At 36.1% G+C, this 21953-nt stretch carries 14 protein-coding genes and 2 pseudogenes; 8 read left to right on the forward strand and 8 right to left on the reverse strand.

What is annotated here, in order from left to right:
- Positions 1 to 229: 229 nt before the first annotated feature.
- From ACFIK8_RS07205 to ACFIK8_RS07215, 3 genes are all read left to right on the forward strand, one after another.
- Positions 230 to 2707, forward strand: coding sequence for an autotransporter outer membrane beta-barrel domain-containing protein (locus tag ACFIK8_RS07205; protein ID WP_375636411.1), 2478 nt, complete (start codon positions 230 to 232; stop codon positions 2705 to 2707).
- A gap of 674 nt (positions 2708 to 3381) precedes the next feature.
- A complete protein-coding gene (locus tag ACFIK8_RS07210) occupies positions 3382 to 5793 on the forward strand; it encodes an autotransporter outer membrane beta-barrel domain-containing protein (protein WP_375636409.1) in 2412 nt (803 codons plus the stop codon).
- Positions 5794 to 5937: 144 nt separating this feature from the next.
- Positions 5938 to 7155: an autotransporter outer membrane beta-barrel domain-containing protein gene (locus ACFIK8_RS07215; RefSeq protein WP_375636407.1), complete on the forward strand. Its 1218-nt coding sequence runs from the start codon at positions 5938 to 5940 to the stop codon at positions 7153 to 7155.
- A 257-nt stretch (positions 7156 to 7412) separates the two neighbouring features.
- Here the strand turns inward: ACFIK8_RS07215 and ACFIK8_RS07220 are convergent, their stop codons facing one another.
- Positions 7413 to 8150 carry a hypothetical protein gene (locus ACFIK8_RS07220; protein ID WP_375636406.1) on the reverse strand — a complete coding sequence of 246 codons (738 nt, stop codon included), beginning with the start codon at positions 8148 to 8150 and terminating at the stop codon, positions 7413 to 7415.
- Positions 8151 to 8223: 73 nt separating this feature from the next.
- Here ACFIK8_RS07220 and ACFIK8_RS07225 point away from each other — a divergent pair, with 73 nt between their 5' ends.
- Positions 8224 to 10371 carry an autotransporter outer membrane beta-barrel domain-containing protein gene (locus ACFIK8_RS07225; protein WP_375669078.1) on the forward strand — a complete coding sequence of 716 codons (2148 nt, stop codon included), beginning with the start codon at positions 8224 to 8226 and terminating at the stop codon, positions 10369 to 10371.
- 1614 nt (positions 10372 to 11985) lie between these two features.
- On the opposite strand, the gene ACFIK8_RS07230 is transcribed toward ACFIK8_RS07225, so the two are convergent.
- Positions 11986 to 12390: a flagellar protein FlgN gene (locus ACFIK8_RS07230; protein WP_273788300.1), complete on the reverse strand. Its 405-nt coding sequence runs from the start codon at positions 12388 to 12390 to the stop codon at positions 11986 to 11988.
- A 38-nt stretch (positions 12391 to 12428) separates the two neighbouring features.
- On the opposite strand from ACFIK8_RS07230, the gene ACFIK8_RS07235 reads away from it, so the two are divergent.
- A complete protein-coding gene (locus tag ACFIK8_RS07235; protein ID WP_375669079.1) occupies positions 12429 to 12857 on the forward strand; it encodes a hypothetical protein in 429 nt (142 codons plus the stop codon).
- A 2266-nt stretch (positions 12858 to 15123) separates the two neighbouring features.
- Here ACFIK8_RS07235 and ACFIK8_RS07240 read toward each other — a convergent pair.
- Entirely contained in the window at positions 15124 to 15354 is a 231-nt protein-coding gene (locus tag ACFIK8_RS07240; protein WP_375644942.1) for a hypothetical protein, read from the reverse strand.
- A gap of 428 nt (positions 15355 to 15782) precedes the next feature.
- Here ACFIK8_RS07240 and ACFIK8_RS07245 point away from each other — a divergent pair.
- A pseudogene (locus ACFIK8_RS07245) lies at positions 15783 to 16141 on the forward strand (integrase); the annotation flags it as partial.
- A gap of 78 nt (positions 16142 to 16219) precedes the next feature.
- On the opposite strand, the gene ACFIK8_RS07250 reads toward ACFIK8_RS07245, so the two are convergent.
- From ACFIK8_RS07250 to parA, 5 genes are all read right to left on the reverse strand, one after another.
- Positions 16220 to 16438 carry an EexN family lipoprotein gene (locus tag ACFIK8_RS07250; protein ID WP_375636402.1) on the reverse strand — a complete coding sequence of 73 codons (219 nt, stop codon included), beginning with the start codon at positions 16436 to 16438 and terminating at the stop codon, positions 16220 to 16222.
- A gap of 3 nt (positions 16439 to 16441) precedes the next feature.
- Complete coding sequence (locus ACFIK8_RS07255; RefSeq protein ID WP_375644940.1) at positions 16442 to 16708, reverse strand: EexN family lipoprotein; 267 nt, start codon at positions 16706 to 16708, stop codon at positions 16442 to 16444.
- A gap of 188 nt (positions 16709 to 16896) precedes the next feature.
- Positions 16897 to 17133, reverse strand: a complete 237-nt coding sequence (locus ACFIK8_RS07260) for an EexN family lipoprotein (RefSeq protein ID WP_375644939.1) — start codon at positions 17131 to 17133, stop codon at positions 16897 to 16899.
- Between the two features lie 1153 nt (positions 17134 to 18286).
- The gene (locus ACFIK8_RS07265) at positions 18287 to 18517 is read right to left on the reverse strand and encodes a plasmid partition protein ParG (protein ID WP_015856697.1); all 231 of its coding nucleotides are present in this window, start codon (positions 18515 to 18517) and stop codon (positions 18287 to 18289) included.
- Positions 18514 to 19143, reverse strand: coding sequence for a ParA family partition ATPase (gene parA / locus ACFIK8_RS07270; protein WP_375636396.1), 630 nt, complete (start codon positions 19141 to 19143; stop codon positions 18514 to 18516). The genes ACFIK8_RS07265 and parA overlap by 4 nt, the downstream gene beginning before the upstream one ends.
- A gap of 1001 nt (positions 19144 to 20144) precedes the next feature.
- On the opposite strand from parA, the gene ACFIK8_RS07275 reads away from it, so the two are divergent.
- Complete coding sequence (locus ACFIK8_RS07275; protein WP_375636395.1) at positions 20145 to 20474, forward strand: TIGR01244 family sulfur transferase; 330 nt, start codon at positions 20145 to 20147, stop codon at positions 20472 to 20474.
- 159 nt (positions 20475 to 20633) lie between these two features.
- A pseudogene (locus tag ACFIK8_RS07280) lies at positions 20634 to 20861 on the forward strand (D-alanyl-D-alanine carboxypeptidase); the annotation flags it as partial.
- Positions 20862 to 21953: the final 1092 nt, after the last annotated feature.

The raw sequence follows: 21953 nt of genomic DNA on the forward strand, positions 1-21953 counted from the left end.
TTAGCATAAGCTTGACCAAGCTAGGTTTTATGAAATCCATTTTTCCCGACTTCTTATGATCATTAAAAAGTTTTTCTTAAGAAAAACTTCAAATCATAGAGAACACCATAACTATAATTCGTTTTGTTGTTTACAATAAAAACATAATGATATAAAAACTGATTGGGTACTTGCGCCATCAGGGGAATGAAGTAAGCATCAAAGCATACCAAATACTAAAGGCATATCTATGTGTAAGAAATATATTTATAAGAAAAATTTTTTGTTATGTACAATTGCTGGAACTTTCATTTTTTCTCATTTTGCTCCAACTTATGCAAATAGACAACCTCCTGAAATTATTAGTGAGTTTAAGCTGGAAAAAGGAGAAGAAAAAACTCTTAATAACGTTTTTATCCGCAATGGATTGAGCGCAGTGCACGCCTCTGAAAAAGCAATTGCCACAATTACGAACTCAACAATACATTCAGCTTCGTTTGCTTTTGCTGTATCACAAGGTGGACGTATTAATGCTAAAGAAGTAAAAGCCAATGCCCTGTATACTGGTCTATCGATTTCAAACGGTATCATTAACATTGAAGATTCATTCATAGAAAGCAAAAAACAATCCGGTATTGTTTTTCATAGCATTTTAGATTATTTTCTGAAAGATGGTGAAGAAGTTATCAATAAGGCAATTCTTAACAATACAAAACTTCTTGTGAAAAATGGTGTCGGTATTTTAGGACCATCATCTTCAAAGTCTGTTGCCGAGGTTCAACTTAGAAATTCAGAAATTCGTTCTGATGTACTATTACAAAATAATGTAAAAAAGAAAACAGATTCAGATCCTCATCCTGTGACTTTTGTATTAACCGCCGATAATTCGATTATGGAAGGAAGAGCAAGAACCTTAGCAGTAAATACAACTGTTTTTAATTTAAATAACAATAGCAAATGGTATTTAAATGTAAGTCAATACGACATAAATCGTGATTTTAGTTCATTTAATTATGCACTCCATGATATTAAGCAACGAGCACTGTCTACCGTTTCAGTACTGAACTTCAATAATAGCTCTATTGTGTTTAATGCACCACATAGGCTGGCAAAGAGTCAATATCAAACCTTGAGTGTAGGACGAACGATTGAGCTCCCTAATCCACACGAAAACAGGGATCCTGCTATAAAAACCGTTTATAATGCAGTAGGCAATGCAAGGATTTATTTCAATACAGAATGGAGTGATGGTTTAAAAAGAGAACAACAAAAAACTGACCGCCTTCTTGTCCATGGAGATGTATCAGGCACCACAACAATTAGTTTCAATAGTCTTTCAAAAGGTGCGCCATCAAAAGAAGAAGCTTCTATTCCCGCGAATATGCGTGGACTGTCGCTCATTCAAGTATCTGGAAAAACAAATGAAAATGCCTTCAAACTAGCAAATGGCTATGTCACAATGGGCAGTTTGCCTTATAAATATGTCTTAAATGCCTATGGACCGACATCACGTCTTGGAAAAGCAGAGAGCACACAAAGCCATTTAGGAGAAGTAACTCAACAATCAAAAGAAAAGTCCTCAAAAACCGACACGACCCCCGTTGTATTAGGTGGTGTAGTTTTAAAGATTGAGGATAATATAAAAGGTGAATCAACACCAAATTCTGAGCAAATAGGGAGCACACAAAACCATTTGAGAGAAAATCAGAATTTCTGGGATTTCCGCTTGCAAAGTGCAACGCTCGATGATGAAGGAAAGATCAGAGCTCTCGTTCCTCAGGTGGCAAGCTATTTGTCCATGCCTAACGCACTATTCTCAGCTGGACTGGCTGATGTAAACAATCAAAACACTTTACTGAACACGATACAAGAAACAGGCTTTGAGAAAAAAGATCATAAAAACAAAGGAATCTTCTTCTCGACTTATGGCAATAAGATGACATTATCCTCTCACCGTACGCCATTGCAATATGGCTATGGTGCCGATATTCACTATGCAGCTTTACAAGCAGGATTTACATCAGTAGCTCTAGAAGATCAAAACATGACCACCAATTTGGGTCTTTTCGGGACATATGGGAAATTAGCTTTCACCCCAAAAGATATGGAAGGTGCTGACAAGAGTACACTCAATAAATGGTCAATTTCTGCATATAGTGGACTGCGCCATAATAATGGTACATATATCCATGCTCTCTTTTCCTATGGAATGCTCAAGGGAGATATCACCACAGCTCTCATAGGAAAGACTGCAGAATTGAAAAACGCTGATACATTCAGTGCATCGGCGACCATTGGACAAAAGTTCGAAACCAGTACAAAAGGATTGGTCTTTGAACCACAAGCACAAGTTGTTTATCAGCGTCTCATGCTTGGCACATTCTCAGATGTCGATGGCTTTGATGTAGATATGGGAAATCCTCATCAATACTTAGTGCGTGTTGGGGGGCGCTTAACACAAACGACGATTTCTATTGAAAAAGGCAGTATTCTTTCTCTCTATGGTAAATTGAATATTATTAAAGCTTTTTCTAACAATGACACCATACAGATTGGTGAATCATTCCACTTTGATTCTATGGGAGCTTCTGTTGAAGGTGGACTTGGTGTGAATGCACAATTATCACAAAATATCGCCCTTCATGCTGATGTTAACTATCAACATAAGCTTCAAAAAACTGGTATATCTGGAGCAAGCTTTTCAGGCGGAATACGCTATCAGTTTTAAGAAAAGGCAAAAAACAATTTATAGTCTATTCATTTTTAATAAAAAAGCAGTACGAATGTACTGCTTTTTTTGCAATCTATAGGAAAGAGCCATCAATAACGGTTCTTTCTATACAGCTTTCTTTAAAGGATTAGTTTCATTCAAACCAAATGCAACAAAATTCTTTATCTCTCAATGACTGTTGAAGTCTCAAGAGAGCCGCCTTTTTGACTTATAAAAATCGAATGGATTCAATAAAAATTGTTGTATATCGATAAAAAATACAAAATATTTTAGCTTTTTTACATCAAAAAAATTCATAGTGAATAATTCTATATACAAGAAAACCAACTGAAAGCTTTTTGTAAATGCACAACAAATCTTCTCCAAAAACTTTGTAGAGTTTTCATAACAACAGCCTTAAGCAATAAACATCCTTGCAAAATATTTTGATCCTTAGCACTTTAAAACAAAAATACTTATCAAGCTAGGTTTTCTGAAATCCATCTTCGCTGCATTGCGCTTTATATTTTAAAAGCTCTTCTAAGACCAATTTTTAAACGATAAATAACAAAGCATAATATTCGTTTTGTTGTTTACAATAAAAATATAATGATATAAAAACTGATTGGGTACTTGCGCCATCAGGGGAATGAAGTAAGCATCAAAGCATACCAAATACTAAAGGCATATCTATGTGTAAGAAATATATTTATAAGAAAAATTTTTTGTTATGTACAATTGCTGGAACTTTCATTTTTTCTCATTTTGCTCCAACTTATGCAAATAAACAACCTCTTGAGATTCCTACGGTCCAAGTAGCTAATGGAGAAGAGAAGAGCCTTCATAATGTTTTTGTTCGTGGTAAGTATGATGCCGTGATTGCTAAGAAAGGTCATATTACCATTACAAACTCAATAATGCACTCAGGCTTTACTTTGCTTTCTGCAACGTCAGGTGGTCAAATTAATGCCAAAGGAATTGTGGGAGAGGCAGAAGGGCATGGTTTGTCACTCACAAACGGCACAATCCATATTGAAGATTCAACATTAAAGGTCATAGGCCACAGCAGAGCCTATGGTATCAATTTTGGTTATATTTCAAGTTCTACAATAAAAGAAGGAGAAGAAGTTGTAAACAAAGCAATCCTTAATAATACAAAACTTCTTGTAAACGACGGTGTAGGTATTTTCGGACCTTATTATCCCAAAACGAATGTAGTGTACCTTAAAAACTCAGAAATTCGTTCTGATATGTTATTAAAAAATGAAGTCTCACCCTTCTTCGAGGTTCAACCTGCTACTTTTACATTAGAGGCTGATAATTCGATTATGGAAGGAAGAGCAAAAACGCTTCCTCAAAATACAACGGTTTTCACCCTAAGCAATAACAGCAAGTGGCATTTAAAAATTAGTCTATTTGAGTTGGAAAATAGTTTTAGTCTATTTGATTATAAGCTCCTTGATCTTAAAAAACGAGCACAATCTATCGTTTCAGTCCTAAACCTTAATAATAGCTCTATCATATTTAATGCGCCGCATAAACTAGCAGACAATCATTATCAAACCTTGCATGTAGGAAAACATCCACAAAAAGCAGAGCAAAACAGAAACTCCGATGCAACAACGGTTTACAATGCATTGGGCAACGCAAGAATTTACTTTAATACAGAATGGAGTAATGGTCTTACAAAAGAACAACAAAGAACTGACCGTGTTCTCGTTCATGGTGATGTCTCAGGCACCACAACGATCTATTTCAACAATCTTTCAAAGCATGCAGAACCATTCGATGATGAAGAAGATTCAATTCCTTTGAATATGCGTGGGCTCTCACTTATTCAAGTTTCTGGGCAAGCAAATGAAGATTCCTTCAAACTTGCCCATGGCTACACCACAATGGAGGGCTTACCTTATAAATACATACTCAATGTTTATGGACCAACATCCAGCCGTGGGACAGCCGATAAGACACAAAGTCATTTAAGCGGAATATCACAAGAATCAAAACAGAAAGATGCACAAAATACCAATGCATCATCCCTTAAAAAAGAAAACAATGGACAAGCTCCCTTGGAAGAAAATGAGAATTTCTGGGATTTTCGCTTGCAAAGTGCGACTCTCGATGATGAAGGAAAGATCAAAGCTCTTGTTCCTCAAATGGCAAGCTATTTGGTTATGCATAATGCAATATTCTCCTCTGGCTTGGCTGATATAAACAATCAAAATACACTATTGGATAATATGCACTCAATAGTTTTCGGATTAGAAGGTCATAAACAGAAAGGGATATTCTTATCGACTTATGGAAACAAGATGACGTTATCTTCCAGCCGTAGTCCATTGGAATATGGTTATGGTGCAGATGTTCGTTATGCTGCTATCCAAGCAGGCATGACATTAGCAACGTTAGAAAATCAAAATATGACCGCGAATCTTGGTCTTTTAGGCACATATGGAAAGCTTTCTTTTGCGCCAAAGGATATGGAAGGTTCTGACAAAAGCATACTAGATAAATGGTTCTTTACGGCATATGGGAACCTCCACCATGACAATGGTCTCTATGTTAATGCACTTTTCTCTTACGGCATTTTAAACGGACATATTACAACAGCCCTTATCGGCAACACCACAGAGTTAAACAATACGGATACATTAAATATATCAGCTACCGTTGGACAAAAACTAGCAACTGGTATTGAAGGGGTGTCCTTTGAACCACAAGCACAACTTATTTATCAACACATTGCATTTGGCACTCTTTCAGATATTGATGGCTTCCAAGTTAATATAAAGACCCCTCATCAATGGTTGGTCCGTATTGGAGGGCGTTTAACGAAAACAATGCTTCCCATTGAAAAAGATCGTGTTCTTTCTTTTTATGGTAAATTGAATGTCATCAAAGCTTTTGGTGAAAAGCGCACTATCAATGTTATTGAATCTTTCTATCTCGATTCTATGGGCTCTTCCCTTGAAGGTGGGCTTGGCATTAACGCGCAACTTTCTAAAAATATCGCACTTCATGCTGACGTTAATTACCAACATAAACTTCAAAAAGCTGGTGTCTCTGGAATTAATTTTTCCGGTGGAATGCGTTATCGCTTTTAGAAATCTTAGCTCTCTATTTTGACGCATAAGCAGCGCTGAGATGAAAACAGTGCTGCTTATATTTTACTACATTACAAAAATTGTAGTGTGTCAAAAAGTGGTTCATTTTTAGCAAAACAAAAAAATATCTTAAGGAACATCTCTATGCATAAGAATCTTTTATGTACAGCCGCTTGTGCTTTGTTTTTTTCTTCTTTTAATTTTACGTCTACCAGTACCGCTTCTGGCTTAAACCCTCAAACACGCCATACCATTGATTTAATAAACACACCAACACAAGCATCGAAAACGACTCTTAACACATCCGCAAAAGCTCATGTGAAATTACCCATAAAAGTTAGGAGAACCGCTACCGCTGATACCGAAAGCACCTCTAAACTTACAGATAATGAAGCAGCCGCAACTTCTGCTTCTCTTGATTTGGCAGAAAAAAGAACAATTCTTACGCCACAAAAAGAAAGCTCTTTAGTCATGCCTATCGCGATGTTTTCTGTCGGTTTTTCTGATGTCAACAATCAAAATATCTCGTTAGACAATATGCAAATAACAATGTTTGAACCCAAAGATCATCCAGAGAGAGGCGTTTTCTTATCCACTTATGGCAATAAGAGCACCTTTTCTTCCAGCATTCAAGCAAAACAAGATGGTGTTCAAGCAGATATTCGCTATGCTGCATTTCAAGCAGGGGCAACATTAATAGCGCTAAACGATCAAAATATCAGCAGCAATTTTGGTCTTTTCGGAACATATGGGAAATTGTCTTTTACTCCTAAAAACAAAGAAAGCTCTCATAAGAAAATGCTTGATAAATGGTCACTCACCGCATATGGAAATATTCAACATGACAGTGGCCTCTATGCAAGTGCATTTCTCTCTTATGGAATTTTCAAAGAAAATAACACCACAGCTTTCATCAAACATACCTCAAAAGTAAATAATAGTAAAACATTAGGGGCCGCTGCAACTGTTGGTCAAAAACTGTCAACCAGTTTGAAAGGTGTAATCCTAGAACCGCAAGCACAACTTGTTTATCAGCGTCTCATGCTTGGCTCTTTCTTAGATGACGATAACTCTAAAATAGACATAAGCAAACCTCATCAATGGTTGCTCCGTATTGGCGGACGTTTGACGCAAAACAAAGGCCATGCCCTTTCCTTCTACGGCAAACTGAACGCGATCAAAACTTTTAGTGAAAACCTTCCGCTTGCTGCTATGGGATTTTTAATCGAAGGTGGTTTTGGTATTCAAGCGCACTTATCTGAAAATATCGAGTTTCATAATGATCTCAGCTATCAACATAAATTTAAAAAAGATGGCATATCTGCAATAAATATTTCCGCTGGAATGCGTTATCACTTTTAAAAATACTGGTATTCCTATCTTGAAATATAAAGCACTCTCATTATGTTTCGTTTTGTCTCTTACAAAAGAAACATAATGAGGTCAAAGTTTTATCTTTTATGAGAGAGGGGAAATATTTAGGAATACATCCATATGAAAAAAAGTTTTTTACTATACACAGTTTCTGGAGTTCTGTTTTATTCTTCCACCAGCTTGTCTTATGCTCTTCATGATACGAATGCACAACCTACGATAGATCTCCCGTCTCCACAACCCGCTCATTCAAATGCATCATCTTCATATCCACCTTTAACATCTAGCTCTACAAGAACGATCATAACCCCTCTTGTTACAAAGAGTGAATCTACAACGCCTACTCCTACGAGCACTCTACCTTCCACAACCCAACTTGAAGGAAATTTAGTTGGAAATACAATTTCTTCTTCAAAACAAAACTCTGATCTTAGCCAAGGAAGTACACAAACATCAAAGACTAAAGTGGCAAAAGGTGTACAATCTAACCCTACAGCCACACAAGATATTCTTACACAATCTCCAACGACAGAAATAGCTCCAACAGCAGGAATGGAAGCAAAATCTAGAAGACGTTCAGGTGTTCTCACCTCTTCTACAGACTCTTCCAGAAAAAAAATGCCCGAAAATTCTGTTGTATCATCACAGTCAGAACCTCCACAACCTGCACCCAGTTTACGACCAACACTTACAAACTCAGAACCTATAAGAGTGGAACTTACAAAACCAACAACAGAGCTATCGCCAACGCCTAAAGAACCAGAACTCGCACAGCCAATATCTTTAAGACCAGAAACTGGAAAACCAGCATTATCGGTACCGCCAAAATCTGTAAAACCAGCGCCCGTACAATCTGCCTCTGCACAAAAAATATCTGAAAAATCAGAGCTTGAAAAACCAATATCACCAATAAAACAACCTGAAAAGTCTACACAAATTGAGGATATAAGCTCTAGAGTTGAGGCTGAAAACGGTAAGACCATAACGCTACATAACAAAAAAATTCAAGACAATGGTTTTGCTGTACATGCAGAGGGAAATAATTCAAAAGTCAACATGATAGGGGGAACAGTTGATGCGCGTTTTGTTGCATTGAGTGTATCAGATGGTGGAGAAATTGATGCTACAGGTATTACTGTAACAGCAGAAACAGCTGGTTTGGTCAACATAGAAGGAACAATCAAACTGAAAGATTCAAGCGTACATGTCACGGGCAATCATGAAGCGGACGGTATTATTTTCCGCAACAATCCGTATAATGCCCCTAGAAAACGATATACACGCAATGCTGAAAGGAATGCCAACGCCGTTCAAGAACAAGATTTAGCCAATATTGCCGATAAAGTAACTCTAGAGAATACAAAGATTTTCGTTGAACATGGTAGGGGTATCAACCTTTATGGAATAAACATAAACGGTGAAGTCAGCCTTAAAAATTCAGAAATTCATGCCGATATTTTATTAAAAAATATAAAAAACGAAAATGCTTTCACAAACACCCTTACACTGGTTTCTAACCACTCTTCTTTAGAAGGTCGAGTAAAAACTTCTAAAGATAATAGAACTGTTTTTGATCTAAAAGAGGGGACGAAATGGCTTTTAAAGGCGAATAAAAACGCTGGAAATAATGATAATGTTTCAGATGACCATGTACAGTTTGGTGTTGATGAAAAATCATACTCTAACCTTTCTGGATTGCGCCTTACAGATAGTGTCATTATGTTTGACAAGCCAATGGAGGGACATTACCAAACTCTGTTTATAGGACCTAATCTTCCGAAAGCAGATGGAACAGCTCATACAACAGCGGTTTATAGTGCAACAGGTGTTGCAGAAATTTATGTAAATACTCAATGGGATAAACATTCTCCTATCACGGAGCAACAGACCGATCGCATTGTGATTAATGGCGATGTCTCAGGCCGTACTGTTGTTCACATCAATCTCCAAGAAACAGATAAAAAAATAACCGATAGCTCTGCTGTTTGGGGAGAAGACATGGCGTCACTTCCTTTAGGGACACATGGGATTTCAATCATTCAAGTTTCCGGACAAGCAAACGAAAATTCCTTCACGTTATCAGGAAACTATATGACAATAGGGAAACAGCCTTATAAGTATGTACTTACAAGCTATAAACCTGGGACATCTCATGAGAGCCAAAATCTTTTTGGTAAGAACAGTAATTTCTGGGATTTCCGCTTACAGAATGCCTACATTGATAAGGATAAAAAAGTTCGAGCACTTTTACCACAGGTAGCAAACTATTTAACCATATCTAATACTTTATTTTCTGCTGGATTTACTGATGTAAACAATCAAAACACGTTGTTAGACAATATGCGAACAACAGTATTTGGGGCAGAAGACAATAAAAAGAATGGTATCTTTTTCTCTTCCTACGGCGAGAAAGTCACCTTATCTTCCAACCGCGATCCACTGCATTATGGTTATGGTGCTGATGTAAACTATACTGCTTTACAACTGGGTGTCATATTAGCCGCCTTGGAAGGCAAAGACATAAGCACACATTTTGGTTTTGTAGGAACATACGGGAAACTTTCCTTTACGCCAAAAGAGATGCAAGATTCTGAAAAGACGACACTTGATAAATGGTCTCTTGCCGCTTACAGCGGCATCCAACATAGCAATGGTATATATGTAAACACCCTTCTTTCTTACGGAAAGTTAAAAGGAAATATTACCACAGCTCTTGTTGGAAATGCCGCACAACTGGATGGTACGGAGATGCTTAATATATCTGCAACCATTGGTCAGAAATTAGCGACCAACACAAAAGGATTGGTATTTGAACCACAAGCACAATTCATTTATCAAAATCTCATGTTTGATATCTTCTCAGATGCCGATGGCTTAAAAGTAGACATGGGAAACCCGCATCAATGGTTGATGCGTATTGGTGGACGTTTAACAAAAACTATAATGGCTGTTGAAGAAAGTAAGGCTGTTTCCTTCTATGGTAAAGTAAATGTTATCAGAGCTTTTGGTGATGGAAAAACAATAAAAATTGCTAATACCTTTCATGTTGATCCTACCGGCTCTTCAGTTGAAGGAGGCATGGGGGTGAATGCATATCTTTCTCAAAAAATCGTACTAAACGCCGATATCAGCTATCGGCAAAAACTGCAAAAAGCCGGTGTATCTGGCACCAATTTGTCTGGCGGGATACGTTATCGTTTCTAAAGCAGAAGCTAATTTTAATTTAAATAAAATGGCAGCACAAAGTGCTGCTTTTTTATTTAAACTTATATTTTTTAAATTCTCAAAAATCATTATCACATTAAAGAAGATTTTGACTTATAACTTTTCTTTTGCATATTGAATAAAAAACTGAATACCATAGCATTCTCTCATCAAAACACCCCATGCATAAAGTTTTATGTCTTACACCACACCTCAAGCGATGATGTTTTTACAGCACAACAGAATAAGCATTCATGCGGATTTAAAAAAGTTAGCCCCTTCTTCGCTGTAGACGCTCCATTTATTTTAGATGATGTACATTTAATATACCTGCTATAAAAACTTGCTATCTGTTATAAATTCTTAAAAGCGTGTTTTTCCTCTAAAATCTCAATGCCACACCAACTCCACCATAAGACAAAATATTGATTTATAAAGATTGTTCATTGTTTTGCATGTTAAATGAGAATCCAGAATAGCGTAAGATCCTTTCATTTCAGACCTGTTCCATGTTGAATCAACCAAAATCATGTCTCTTGCAAGTTACAAGCGGGAAGAGCCCTTGTGGATAAAAAACTATTAAGAAAGGATTAAAAATGCCCCTGATGAACCGTCTCAAGTGCCAAGAGCTGTAGCAACACCCACGAGCTGGCAAATATGCACCAGCTTACTCCTTTATGAAGCGTAAAAATCGTGGTGCTCTATAGATTTACCGTTATACCATTCACGGACACCACCGTGAAATGGGATTGGGTGCCTTAAGAGATGTTTCTTTAAAAAAGCACGTGAATTGGCAACACAATGACGTTCTGTTTTACATGAGGGGCGCGTGCCCCCATTAAAGAACGAGAGAAACTGAAGCGTGAAATAATGCGTGATCTTCATCATTTAACAGATAGTGCTTTAGATGCTTTTGAACAAAATAAAGCTAAATTAAAGGATGGTGGTACAGAGGAAAGCTGATTTCTAGCCCTTTATTCTTTCCCAATAAGATCGCCTCCCCATTTAAAATATTACGCCAACAAAGATATAAGCAATCTATTCACTCAAATCTGGATGCTCTCTCCAATCTGGCATACAAAAACTAAAAACAGCAGAAGAAAATATTAAACCGCTTTAATTTTTGTCTCAAACATATAGATTTAAACAACTAACCGCTTCATATCACCACACTTCAAAGGACAGTGCTCTATAAGGCTTATAGGCAATATTCATCACATACTCTCAAAAGACTAATGCATAAAACCTTACATTACCATAGCTCCAAGCAAGCTGTTTTTAAGGCATCACGGGCTGGTCTAAATATTCCCTTGATCGCCTCCCTAAACTAAAAAATGAAGCTCCCTATTAACTCAGTCTGCAAACAATACTCCGTAAATATTCCCCCTTCTCTTAGTCCTCTCCCAGCTAGCTTCCCACAGCACGCAGTTCACATCACTACACCTTAAAAGACACTGTTTTAAGAACAGCGTTTTACAGTACAACAGGATAATAATTTAAATACCCAAATGCGCTTAAAACAAGTCTACTCACTAAACGCATTATTTATCCAAATAAACTGATCTACCTAATCATTGTCATCACTTAGAACAGCCAATATTCATCAGATTTGAATCATTCCTCTGTTTCTTTTACGCGTCCAGATAATTGCATAGCTCTAGAAAGATCATTAACTGCATTTAAATGCGTCTGAAGCAATTCACTATTACGCTGTAATTTTTCTTGTAAATCAGACAACAAACTTTCAACTTCATGCTCAATATCTTGATTCATGTAGCGCTTCACATCGCTCATGGATTTATTAAGATCACGCAAACCACGTATTTTACATAAATTTATTTCTTCGTAATCTGGAACACCACTGCTCTCTAGCATATTGCTTTCATAATCAACAACTTGAGCTAATCCTTTAACAGCAGCAACAAATTTTGTCATCGCCCAATCACGATCAATAAGATTATTATCAAGAACTTTTGCTTTTGATGCAAAACTATCATCACCATATTGCACTACAGACATTTTTACTTCCCCTTCAACACTCTTGTTCAATCTTTCAAATGAGGGAGATTAAACAGGTTCTCTTCAATGCTGATACACTCAATAAAGCTCGTGGTGCAAACATCGCTCAAACAACAGCACGACAATCCTTCAAAGCGTATACCACTTCAACTTTCAACGCATTCTCTCAAGTATTTTTCTTGCTTTGCTCCAAAACCATCATTACGGCTATACTAATTCACCAAAACGCTATAAACTTAAACCTTACGCAGCAATATCGAAAGTTCTACATTTGCTCTGTCTATTTTGGTCTATTTCGCCTTGCCGATTTTATCTTTGCCTATTTCGTCACCAGCATGCCTTCAACAGAAAACAACAACGCTCTCACGAGAACTTTGTCCATAAAAAGACCACCTGCCGACAAAAACCCACAGCATATCTCGCAGCATATCAAAGACTTAAGCTCATTAAAAATTTCAGCATTTTAACGATAGCAGCATCTTACCCTCCATAACCTTATGGCTTTTTTTGCACCTAAACTTGCATACCTTCCGGCACCCCATAAGATGGCACCCTACAAAATTAGTTGCACCCATTCAAAAAGACACACCCTCCCCCATGCTCCTTCTGCACATATGCAGTACTTCGCATAAAAAACAAAAAGAATGCTCTTTTGAACAGATTAGCCATACAGCAATATTAAAAAAGACATCTTAAAACAGCTAAACAGCCATCAATCTCCCTTTTTTTAATTATCATTCGCTTTTCTTTGCAATGAACGACTATATAAGATTTTTTGAACCTTTTCAAGAGTTTCTTAGCCAATCAATTCGATACGTCTTCAATTGCATATTCACGCGCTTGTTTTAAAGAAACATCTCTTAAGTGTACCCAAGCCTATTTCGCGCCATAACCCATGAATAATATAATGATAAATCCCCCATGACATGTATAAAATCCATTGAGCACTGTCCATCTTTACGCTTAATAAAAGAAGCAAGCCAGCACACCATCACATATTTTGCTAGCCCCTCATGTTGCGATATCCTTGACATTTAAGTGCGGTTCAAAAAGCATGCCTTTCTTGTACAGTTTCGCTCCGCATGGACCCTCCCCACTTGTAACTGCAAAAGACATGGTTTTGGTTGATTAAACCTAGAGCAGATTTGGAATGAAAAAATTTTACGGTATTCAGGACTCTAATTCAAGTTGAATAACGATAGATTATCATTATAAATCAAAATATTATCCAATGCATAATGCTTAACGCTCCCCACATTGATATTTTCAGAATTTCCACAGCATCTTCCTATAGGTTATTTCACTCCATAACACAGTTTGCTCTTAATATCGCGGCTTTACATGTGCTACTGGTATAAAAACATAGAAACAATCATTTTATAATAAAGGTACAATTTTTGTTACGAACTTTCTCTCATTTTCAACCTTCTAAATGCAGCTCTTCTCTTTCATACTCATCACATTTCAAATCTATCCCATGTTGAATAAATTAAATTTACTTGTTTGCACATCACAAACAACGCCCTGATGTGTTGATAAAATACACTGAAAGAAAAATGCCTCTTATGAACCGTCTCAAATGCCAAGGGCCATAGTAAACATTGGAAGCAAGCGTACGATGACAGTGACTTGCTATTTCATAAGTGTAAAGATGGTAGCATTCTATAGATTTTTATATTATTCAAATTTTATATTATTTCACGAGAGCTTTACTGTTATACCATTTACGAGTGTCATCGTAAAATGTTTGTCGTGTGCATTGAGAGATGTTTTCTTACAAGTACATAAATATGCAATACAAATATATTAATATACAACATAAGTATATTTCGTTTGGAACGTTCTGTTCTTTTGTGCAAAACATGCCCATTAGAACAGCATTAACCAATCTTACTATGAGATAAACGATCAGAAAACATTTTTGTCTTCTTCTGTGCACCTTAAAGGACAAAGATCTTAACTCAATCTGCTCTGTACGCAGTCCGAATTTTTGTCAAGCAATCTTCTCTTGACTTCCTACTCATGTGAGTCACTTAAACGAAAGGCTCAATAAATCAACCTACGAATATTCATCGCACACTAAAAAATACTTAAACGTTACAAGAAAACTTATATGCCTTATATTACCGCTATAAATGATAGTGTTTCATAGCATAACAGGATAAAAAAGTTTTCTGCAACACAAAACCTACAAAATCAATTAATATTCTCTTTAAAACTTTCTTTTTTAAGATTTACAGTGCTCTAATTCCTCAAGCCTTTACAAAAAAGAAACGATTTTAAGCTTGCCTAATATATTGTATCAACATATACTACGGTTTGTAACATATTGTTATTCATAAAATCACCTCAAAAAGAACAGAAAGAGGTTTTTATGGCTGATCTCGTAAAAGCCGCAGTGCTTTATTCAACCTTGATTATCACCATGAATGCTTTTGTTGTTATTTTAGTTCTCGTAATAGAAATATACTAAACATACTCTCTTGGCTTTTTGTAATTTGCGCAAACGATCATTTTAATTTTACATAAGATCAAAGCGAAAATTTAACTCTACAGATAAATTACACACCTAATTTCAAACATCGCTTGCAACTATTTAAGTGTTAACTGTGCTTTTTGTATGCATTTTTAACCATCAGTTTCCATCTTTTCACGCTACTTGAATCTCAACTTCATTCCCGCCTTAAAGAACTAAATTTTCTACCAGATCCGATCTGTAAATAATTTGTCTCCTTATTGAGTAAGTTCCTCTTGCTTCTCCCCTTCAGGGCATATCACAATTCTAAAGGAATATTTCAAGAAGCTTATGATAAATCCATTGAACACCATCATCACACACTTGCGAGGGAATAAACCAGCACCATCACATACTTTTCCAGCACCAAATGTTGCAACAACCTTTAATCCTTGAGATAGTTCATAAAAGACATTTTTACTTCTTTCTTCAACAGTTTTTATCCACACGGCTCTCCATGCTTGTAACGTGCAAGTAGATGGTTTTAATTGATTCAACCTAGAACAGATTTTGACGAGATCCTTATTCAACATAAAATAATTAAATTATTTTTATAAATCAAAGTATTATTCAAAAAACAACTCATACATAAAGTTTTGCATGAGCTCCACCACTCAACATGATAATATTACAACACAATTAAAATAAAAAATAACAAGGAAAAACCTTACAAACTCAGAAAAGAAAGGGGGAAAATGAAAAGATATGGAGAGCGCTCAATTCCTCACACATCCAGCAAAACCGTCCTAGCAAAACTGCCTCACGTCTTAACTAATGTTATAATATTCTCAAATCAAAAGCAATTTTTTAAAAATATTTTGAGAAAAACATTTAAGTATAAAACGATAATAATTCCATTCAGAATATTTTTCTCTTTATTAAGACAGAGAAAAGTAAATTCCAAACAAATGTTTCCTCCCAATTTTTCCGAAATTAGCCGCAACGCTTAAAGCCGGTCTTAGTGTGATGAAACATTTATTTGTGATGAACGCAGAAAAACACCCCAAAGGTAGATTCAATCTCATGTTTTAAATACATGCGACCAAAACATTAAACAATCAGCACATAGTTTGAAAAATTAGCAATAACACGTAGCAACTCATTCGGATGCAATACTATCACAATTGAAAGCACTTTTTGGCTGGACAAATAGACAGTATAGCATCCGTTTACACAAAGAGTACAGATCGTAAACGGCTAATTCTTGAAGCCATCAAAAGGCTCTCTAAAAGTTAGAGAGAGCCTAAAAAACGTAATAGAATCAACAATTAACCAATTCCTTATTGATAGAATAATTTATTGAATTTTATGTTTTTAATTAATGCCAAACATAAGTTCCATATACGCTTGTCTGGCATGTTGACAATTTTTAGATTTCTTTATAGACGATGGATCCATCTTTTCACACTTTTTTACCCACTCTTCGAGTAATGTTTTATCTTTCTTGAATTCCGCCACGCTGTGATTTTTTTCGCAAGCAGCAAGGACAAGTCCAGTACAAAGCAGCACTGCTGTAATAATGACTTTATTCATGATTTAATTCCCTTCCTTTTTATCTTCAGTTTTTTCTTGGTCGTCCTTTCCAGAGCCGAAAACTCCCCATTTTTTACGAGTTTCTAATTCAGCTTTTTCTGCGTTTTTACAATTTTGAGAATCAAAACTCCCTGCAATAAAACATTTCTCTAACCACTGATTGAGTAATTTAGGATCTTTCTTAAAATCTGCTACGCTATAGTTTTTCTCGCATCCAGCAACAGCAAGTCCAGCACAAAGCAGCACTGTTGTAATAATGGCTTTATTCATAAATAAATTCCCCTTTTTTCAAATTTACAAAGTTTAGGACACAATTTAGGGTTCCATTAAATTTGTACATTCGGTTCATTGGTGCATTTTCAAAAATTTTAAAATCGACTTCTGTACGCAATTTTTTCCAACCTATGATGATAAATCGCGTACAAAGAAAAACACCGCTATCAATATATTTTTATGATTTAATTGTTGTCCTGCTTTTTTTCAGTTTCATTCCCTTTTTTGCCACTTTCACGAAGTTCCTTTGCAAGATTTCTATAATGCTCTTGAAAAAGCTCCATATCGGCTTGCATGACATTTTGACAATTCTTGGTTGCAAAAGCAGAGGTCCCGATTTTATCGCATTTCTTTCCCCATTCTTGCATCAATTTTTTATCTTTCTTAAATTCCTCAACACTGTAGTTTTTTTCGTGAACCAACAGTAACAAGCCCCGTGCAAAGCAACAGCGCTGTTATAATGATCTTGTTCATGATTTAACCCCTCTCTTTGTTTTATATTTTATTAACAATATCTTTGGATTCACATCCCCTCCTATATTGTGACCTTGCGTCTAACTTTCCTTTGCAAATACGCAAACTTGCAACGCAAACATGTTAAATCATGAAAACTGCTTTTATTTATCAGACTTGCATTTGTAGCATTATCTGCACGGCTGCTCTTTGTATTTGAAGTATTTAAACTTCAGCAGTAATTTTGATATCTTGGCATTTTTCAAAAACCACTTCATCATGAGAAGTCGCACAAAATCTTATCAAAAATTCGTAATGCCTATATCCATTGCAAATTCCCTGCAAAAGAAAGAATACACCTTTTAACCAACTGATTGCGCTCTTATCATTTCTTAAACCACCGGAAAAGAAAGAAAACTTTAAGTCCCCCTGCACTTTTTAAATGCCAATAGAAATGCTAAAAAAGCGATCTTATACATTATCAATTGAAGCAAAAAAGCCTATTTCCTTGCGTACCATTACGACTGGCATTAACTATTTAAGACTATAAAATCATATAAATGTAAGAAATACTGTCTATAATATGCTCAATGACTTCTTTTGTTTATTAGGAAAACTTATAGCGCGCCAATATCAGTAAATTTTACTTATTTATATCCCCCCTTTATAAACATGAATATAATTTAATAAAATAAATCGCTGCATAACAGAAAAAAATAATCAACGCTACTCTTAATTACATTATTTACGCATGTATTAAGTGAAATAAACAAAGAAATAACCTGACGTTTAAAATCATTATCAAGAAAATTTTTATGGAAGAATAAACTTATCTATTCATCTAGCGGATAAGATAGCGATATAAGATCACAAGTAGTATGATGATTATCATACTTATAGGGAAAAGTTTGTATAGGGAAAAGTTTGAAACGGAGAATTTTTCGCAAACTCATAGCTCTTTCATGAAATGATACAGAACCTTATGAAAAACAACTTAAATGAAGCAGCCCTCGTGAAAAAAGAAGGGAGATTTTATCATTATTAACTTCGTATAAAAACAAATGATATCATCTCTAGAAAAAGTATTCAAACCAACGAAAACTTATTATCATATATCACTTTTTACACTTTTCCGTATTTTTGTGAAAGCAATTCGCGCACCTCATCGGCTATTTTAGTTCCACGACTTGCACAACTTACCTTAATCAATCGATGCAAACTTTCTGGTATATCAATCGTGAGGCGCTTCATACCTCCACTCATGCTCCCTTTGGGGCTTCCTACCCATGCATCTGCTGTTAAAGGAATTGATTTATTCGTTGGTTTCGTGCCGATTTTAATTTTTTTATTCATCGCGCTAACTCCTTGATTTCCGCTGCAACAGCTTCAATCTCTGCTGTTGCTGGTCCTTGCTTATCAACTTCATAAACCGCCTTCCCCTGTGCTGCTGCTTCTGCAAAAATCACGCGCTGCGCAACGCTAGAAGAAAGAACATGCACGGGGTATATGCCAAGAGCTTCGTTCACATCACGCCCTATCGCTGTATTGACTATTTTACGATTAATAACAAAAGCAGATTCAAGATTTTCTTTATAAATACGTGCTTCGTCAATCAGCTTTACAATTCCATCGGCTGCCCAAATATCATAGGGACTAGGCAAAACAGGTATAAGCACCAAATCCGAAGCCATAAGAGCACTACGAGCAAGATCAGTCACACGTGGAGGACCATCGATAATAATATGATCATAACCATGACCAATCTGTGTAATCTCTTTGTGAACCGTTGCACGTGGTAAACCAATAACCGAAAACAAAGGTGCATCTTCACGCGCTGCAGCCCAATCCAATGCGCTCCCCTGTGGATCAACATCAATAAGCAATACCCGTGCACCGGTACGCGCAAAACTGGCCGCAAGATTAACACTCAACGTAGTTTTTCCTACGCCTCCCTTTTGATTCAAAAGTCCAATGATCATTTATTACGCCTTTCAGCATTATCGTTTTTACGATTATACAGAAAGTAATAAAAGAAGCAAGCATCCAATACGTGCAAAATAACCATTTCTCCTATTTTTAGGATAAAACGACAGCCCGCAATTTTGTCTTTATAATATTCTTTTAGCATAAGAAAAAACATTATGAAGATGATGTTTTTGAGAATAACAAAAATAAATCTAAACAAGAGACACGATCTTCTTCCCCCACCCTAAAACGAAGATTCTTACATCCATGTCGATCTGTGAACAATGCTCTGTAAATGATCCAGCTTCTTATCTCGCGCCTGCCATTTGGGCTTCTCCCTTCATGCAGTCCACTTAATGCAACTCTACAAATAAACTCCACTCTGAATATACAACAAACTATAAGAAGCATTCATTGTTTTGCACGTTGAATGAGAGAGCCGAAATCAGGAAGATTCTCTCATTTCATGCCCTCTGATATTAAATCAATCAAAATCATGTCTCTTGTACGTTACAAGCGGGGCTAGCGTGTGGGTAAAAACTGTACAAGAAAGGATTAAAATACTTCTTATGAACTGTCTCAAGAGCCAAGGACTGTAGTAACATTGGGGACTGAAAAATATAACAATGGTACCAGCCTACTTCTTCATAAGCGTAAAGAGGGTAGTGATCAATGAATTTTATACTCTTATACGCTCGACAGGGTAAAATAGGCTTAAGAGAAATAAGGATACCTCTACCAAACGTGTGAACAAGCAACACAATGGAATGTCTATGCTTGGTAAACATAATAGATTATGCATAAAGACCAAACAGCCGTCTTGCATAAGGTCGAATAACGAACATATTGCGGAGTGAGATATTTTGCATCTTACAGCTCATTTTCCCAAAATAGATCTTCTCGACAAAAAGAATATTTTTGTTAAGATACCATTGAAAAACTTACCTTCACTATGTTCTTTTATATACCAAACTAGGGGGGATCGTGAAAATCGTGCAATTGAGAATAAATAAAGATGAATTTACAACAAATTGAACCTGATATTTTTATCAGCGCCCAAATTAGCATAGAAAATATCAAAACATTGGCACAAGCTGGTTTTAAAACAATTATCTGCAACCGCCCCGATCACGAGGAGCTTCATCAACCTGACTTTTCTAGCATTAAAACGGTCGCAAATGAATATGGCATAAAAGCCTATCACATTCCCATTTCTCCTCCAACTATAGAACAGTCAGCTGTTGAAGCTATGCAAACAATTTTAAAAACCGCCTCTCTGCCTCTTCTCGCTTATTGCCATCACGGAGCACGCTCGCTGCATCTTTATCGTTTAGCGCGTCTTTAAACACAGATTTCATACGCTTCCTCCTCGCCTTAAAAGATAAAGACTCTTAAATACACATCGATCTGTAAAAAATAATCTGTCAATAATCTTTGTCTTGCGCTTTCCACTCAGGCTTCCCACTTCATAAGACTCTACACGCAAACTTTGCTGTTAAATATACAACAAACATGCACACCTGAAGCCATAAAAATGCATGAAAATTCATATGATGATCAAGGAAATCTATTTTCACCTCACCTTTTATCACTGCTTCACCTTCTTTGTCTCTCCCTTTACCAGTACGAGCTCATTCGTACACCATAGACACCTAAAACAACAGTAAAGCCACTAAGAAAACCCCATATTCCGTATAAAAGGCATGCAGAATATTTTATAAAAAATCCGTAAGCCATAATCTATGGTTAATTGCAAAATATTGATTTATAACAATTAATTATTTTGCACGTTGAGTGAGAAACCCTAATACCATAAAATTATCTCATTTTAAGTCTATTTATAGTGAATCAATCAAAAGCGTGTTTCTTGTATGTCACAAGCAGGAAGAGTTCGTATGAAATAAAACGAGTTAAGAAAAATCCCTCTCATAAACATAAACGCTCTCAAATAGCCAAGGCTGTACAACACTGAAGGCTTGTCAATATAACTGATGATACCGGATTGCTCTTTTATTAGACATAAAGATGATAGCGCTCAACGGAGCTTGCAAGATACCATTCATGAGTGCCATCATGAAAATGGATATAGGAAGCGTTGAGAGATATTTCTTTAAAACAGGCGCGTAAATTAGCAACACAAGTATATTCCAGCATTTTATTTTACCTGTAGAACGTGATTATCCTATTCAAAAAACAACAAAGCCTGAAACTGTTATTTTCATGATTTAAGAGATATTGCTCTAGACACTTTTGAAAGTGGCAAAGCCGAATTTAAAAAAGACAGTCATCTGGACTGATTTCCCCCTTTATAACTTCATATTTTTCCCCAATAAGGCTGTAGATTGATTTCAGAGATTATCCAAATGAATATAGGCAATAGGGCTGTCCCCATCTGGTATACAAAAGCTGTAACAGCAGAGAGAGCACTAAAGCGCCTTAATCTTTGTCTCAAACATACTGCTCGCGTTGAGGATTGCTAAAGCAAAAGTTTTATGAGAAAAGCAACAAGACATAATTGGCTTTGCATTTTCATATCCTTACAAGACTGCCTTGCCGTTACATTATAGGCGTTATATTTGTGAAGGACAAAGGAGATATATGGACAGTTCTTTGCTTGAGAATCTGAAAGATTTACGTATTACGACAACCAAATTGTGCCTTTATCAATCAAAAGCATTAAAAATTTTTGAAACAAGTACACCTGCTTTCTCACAATGATTTCTTTTTATCTGCAATCGATCATAGTCTCCTTAATGTAGATTTCCTATCACAATATACGAGAGAAACGAGACTTAAAGCATTTTCCATCAGCTTCATTCTCGTT

This window comes from Bartonella sp. MR168JLCBS (assembly GCF_042194175.1).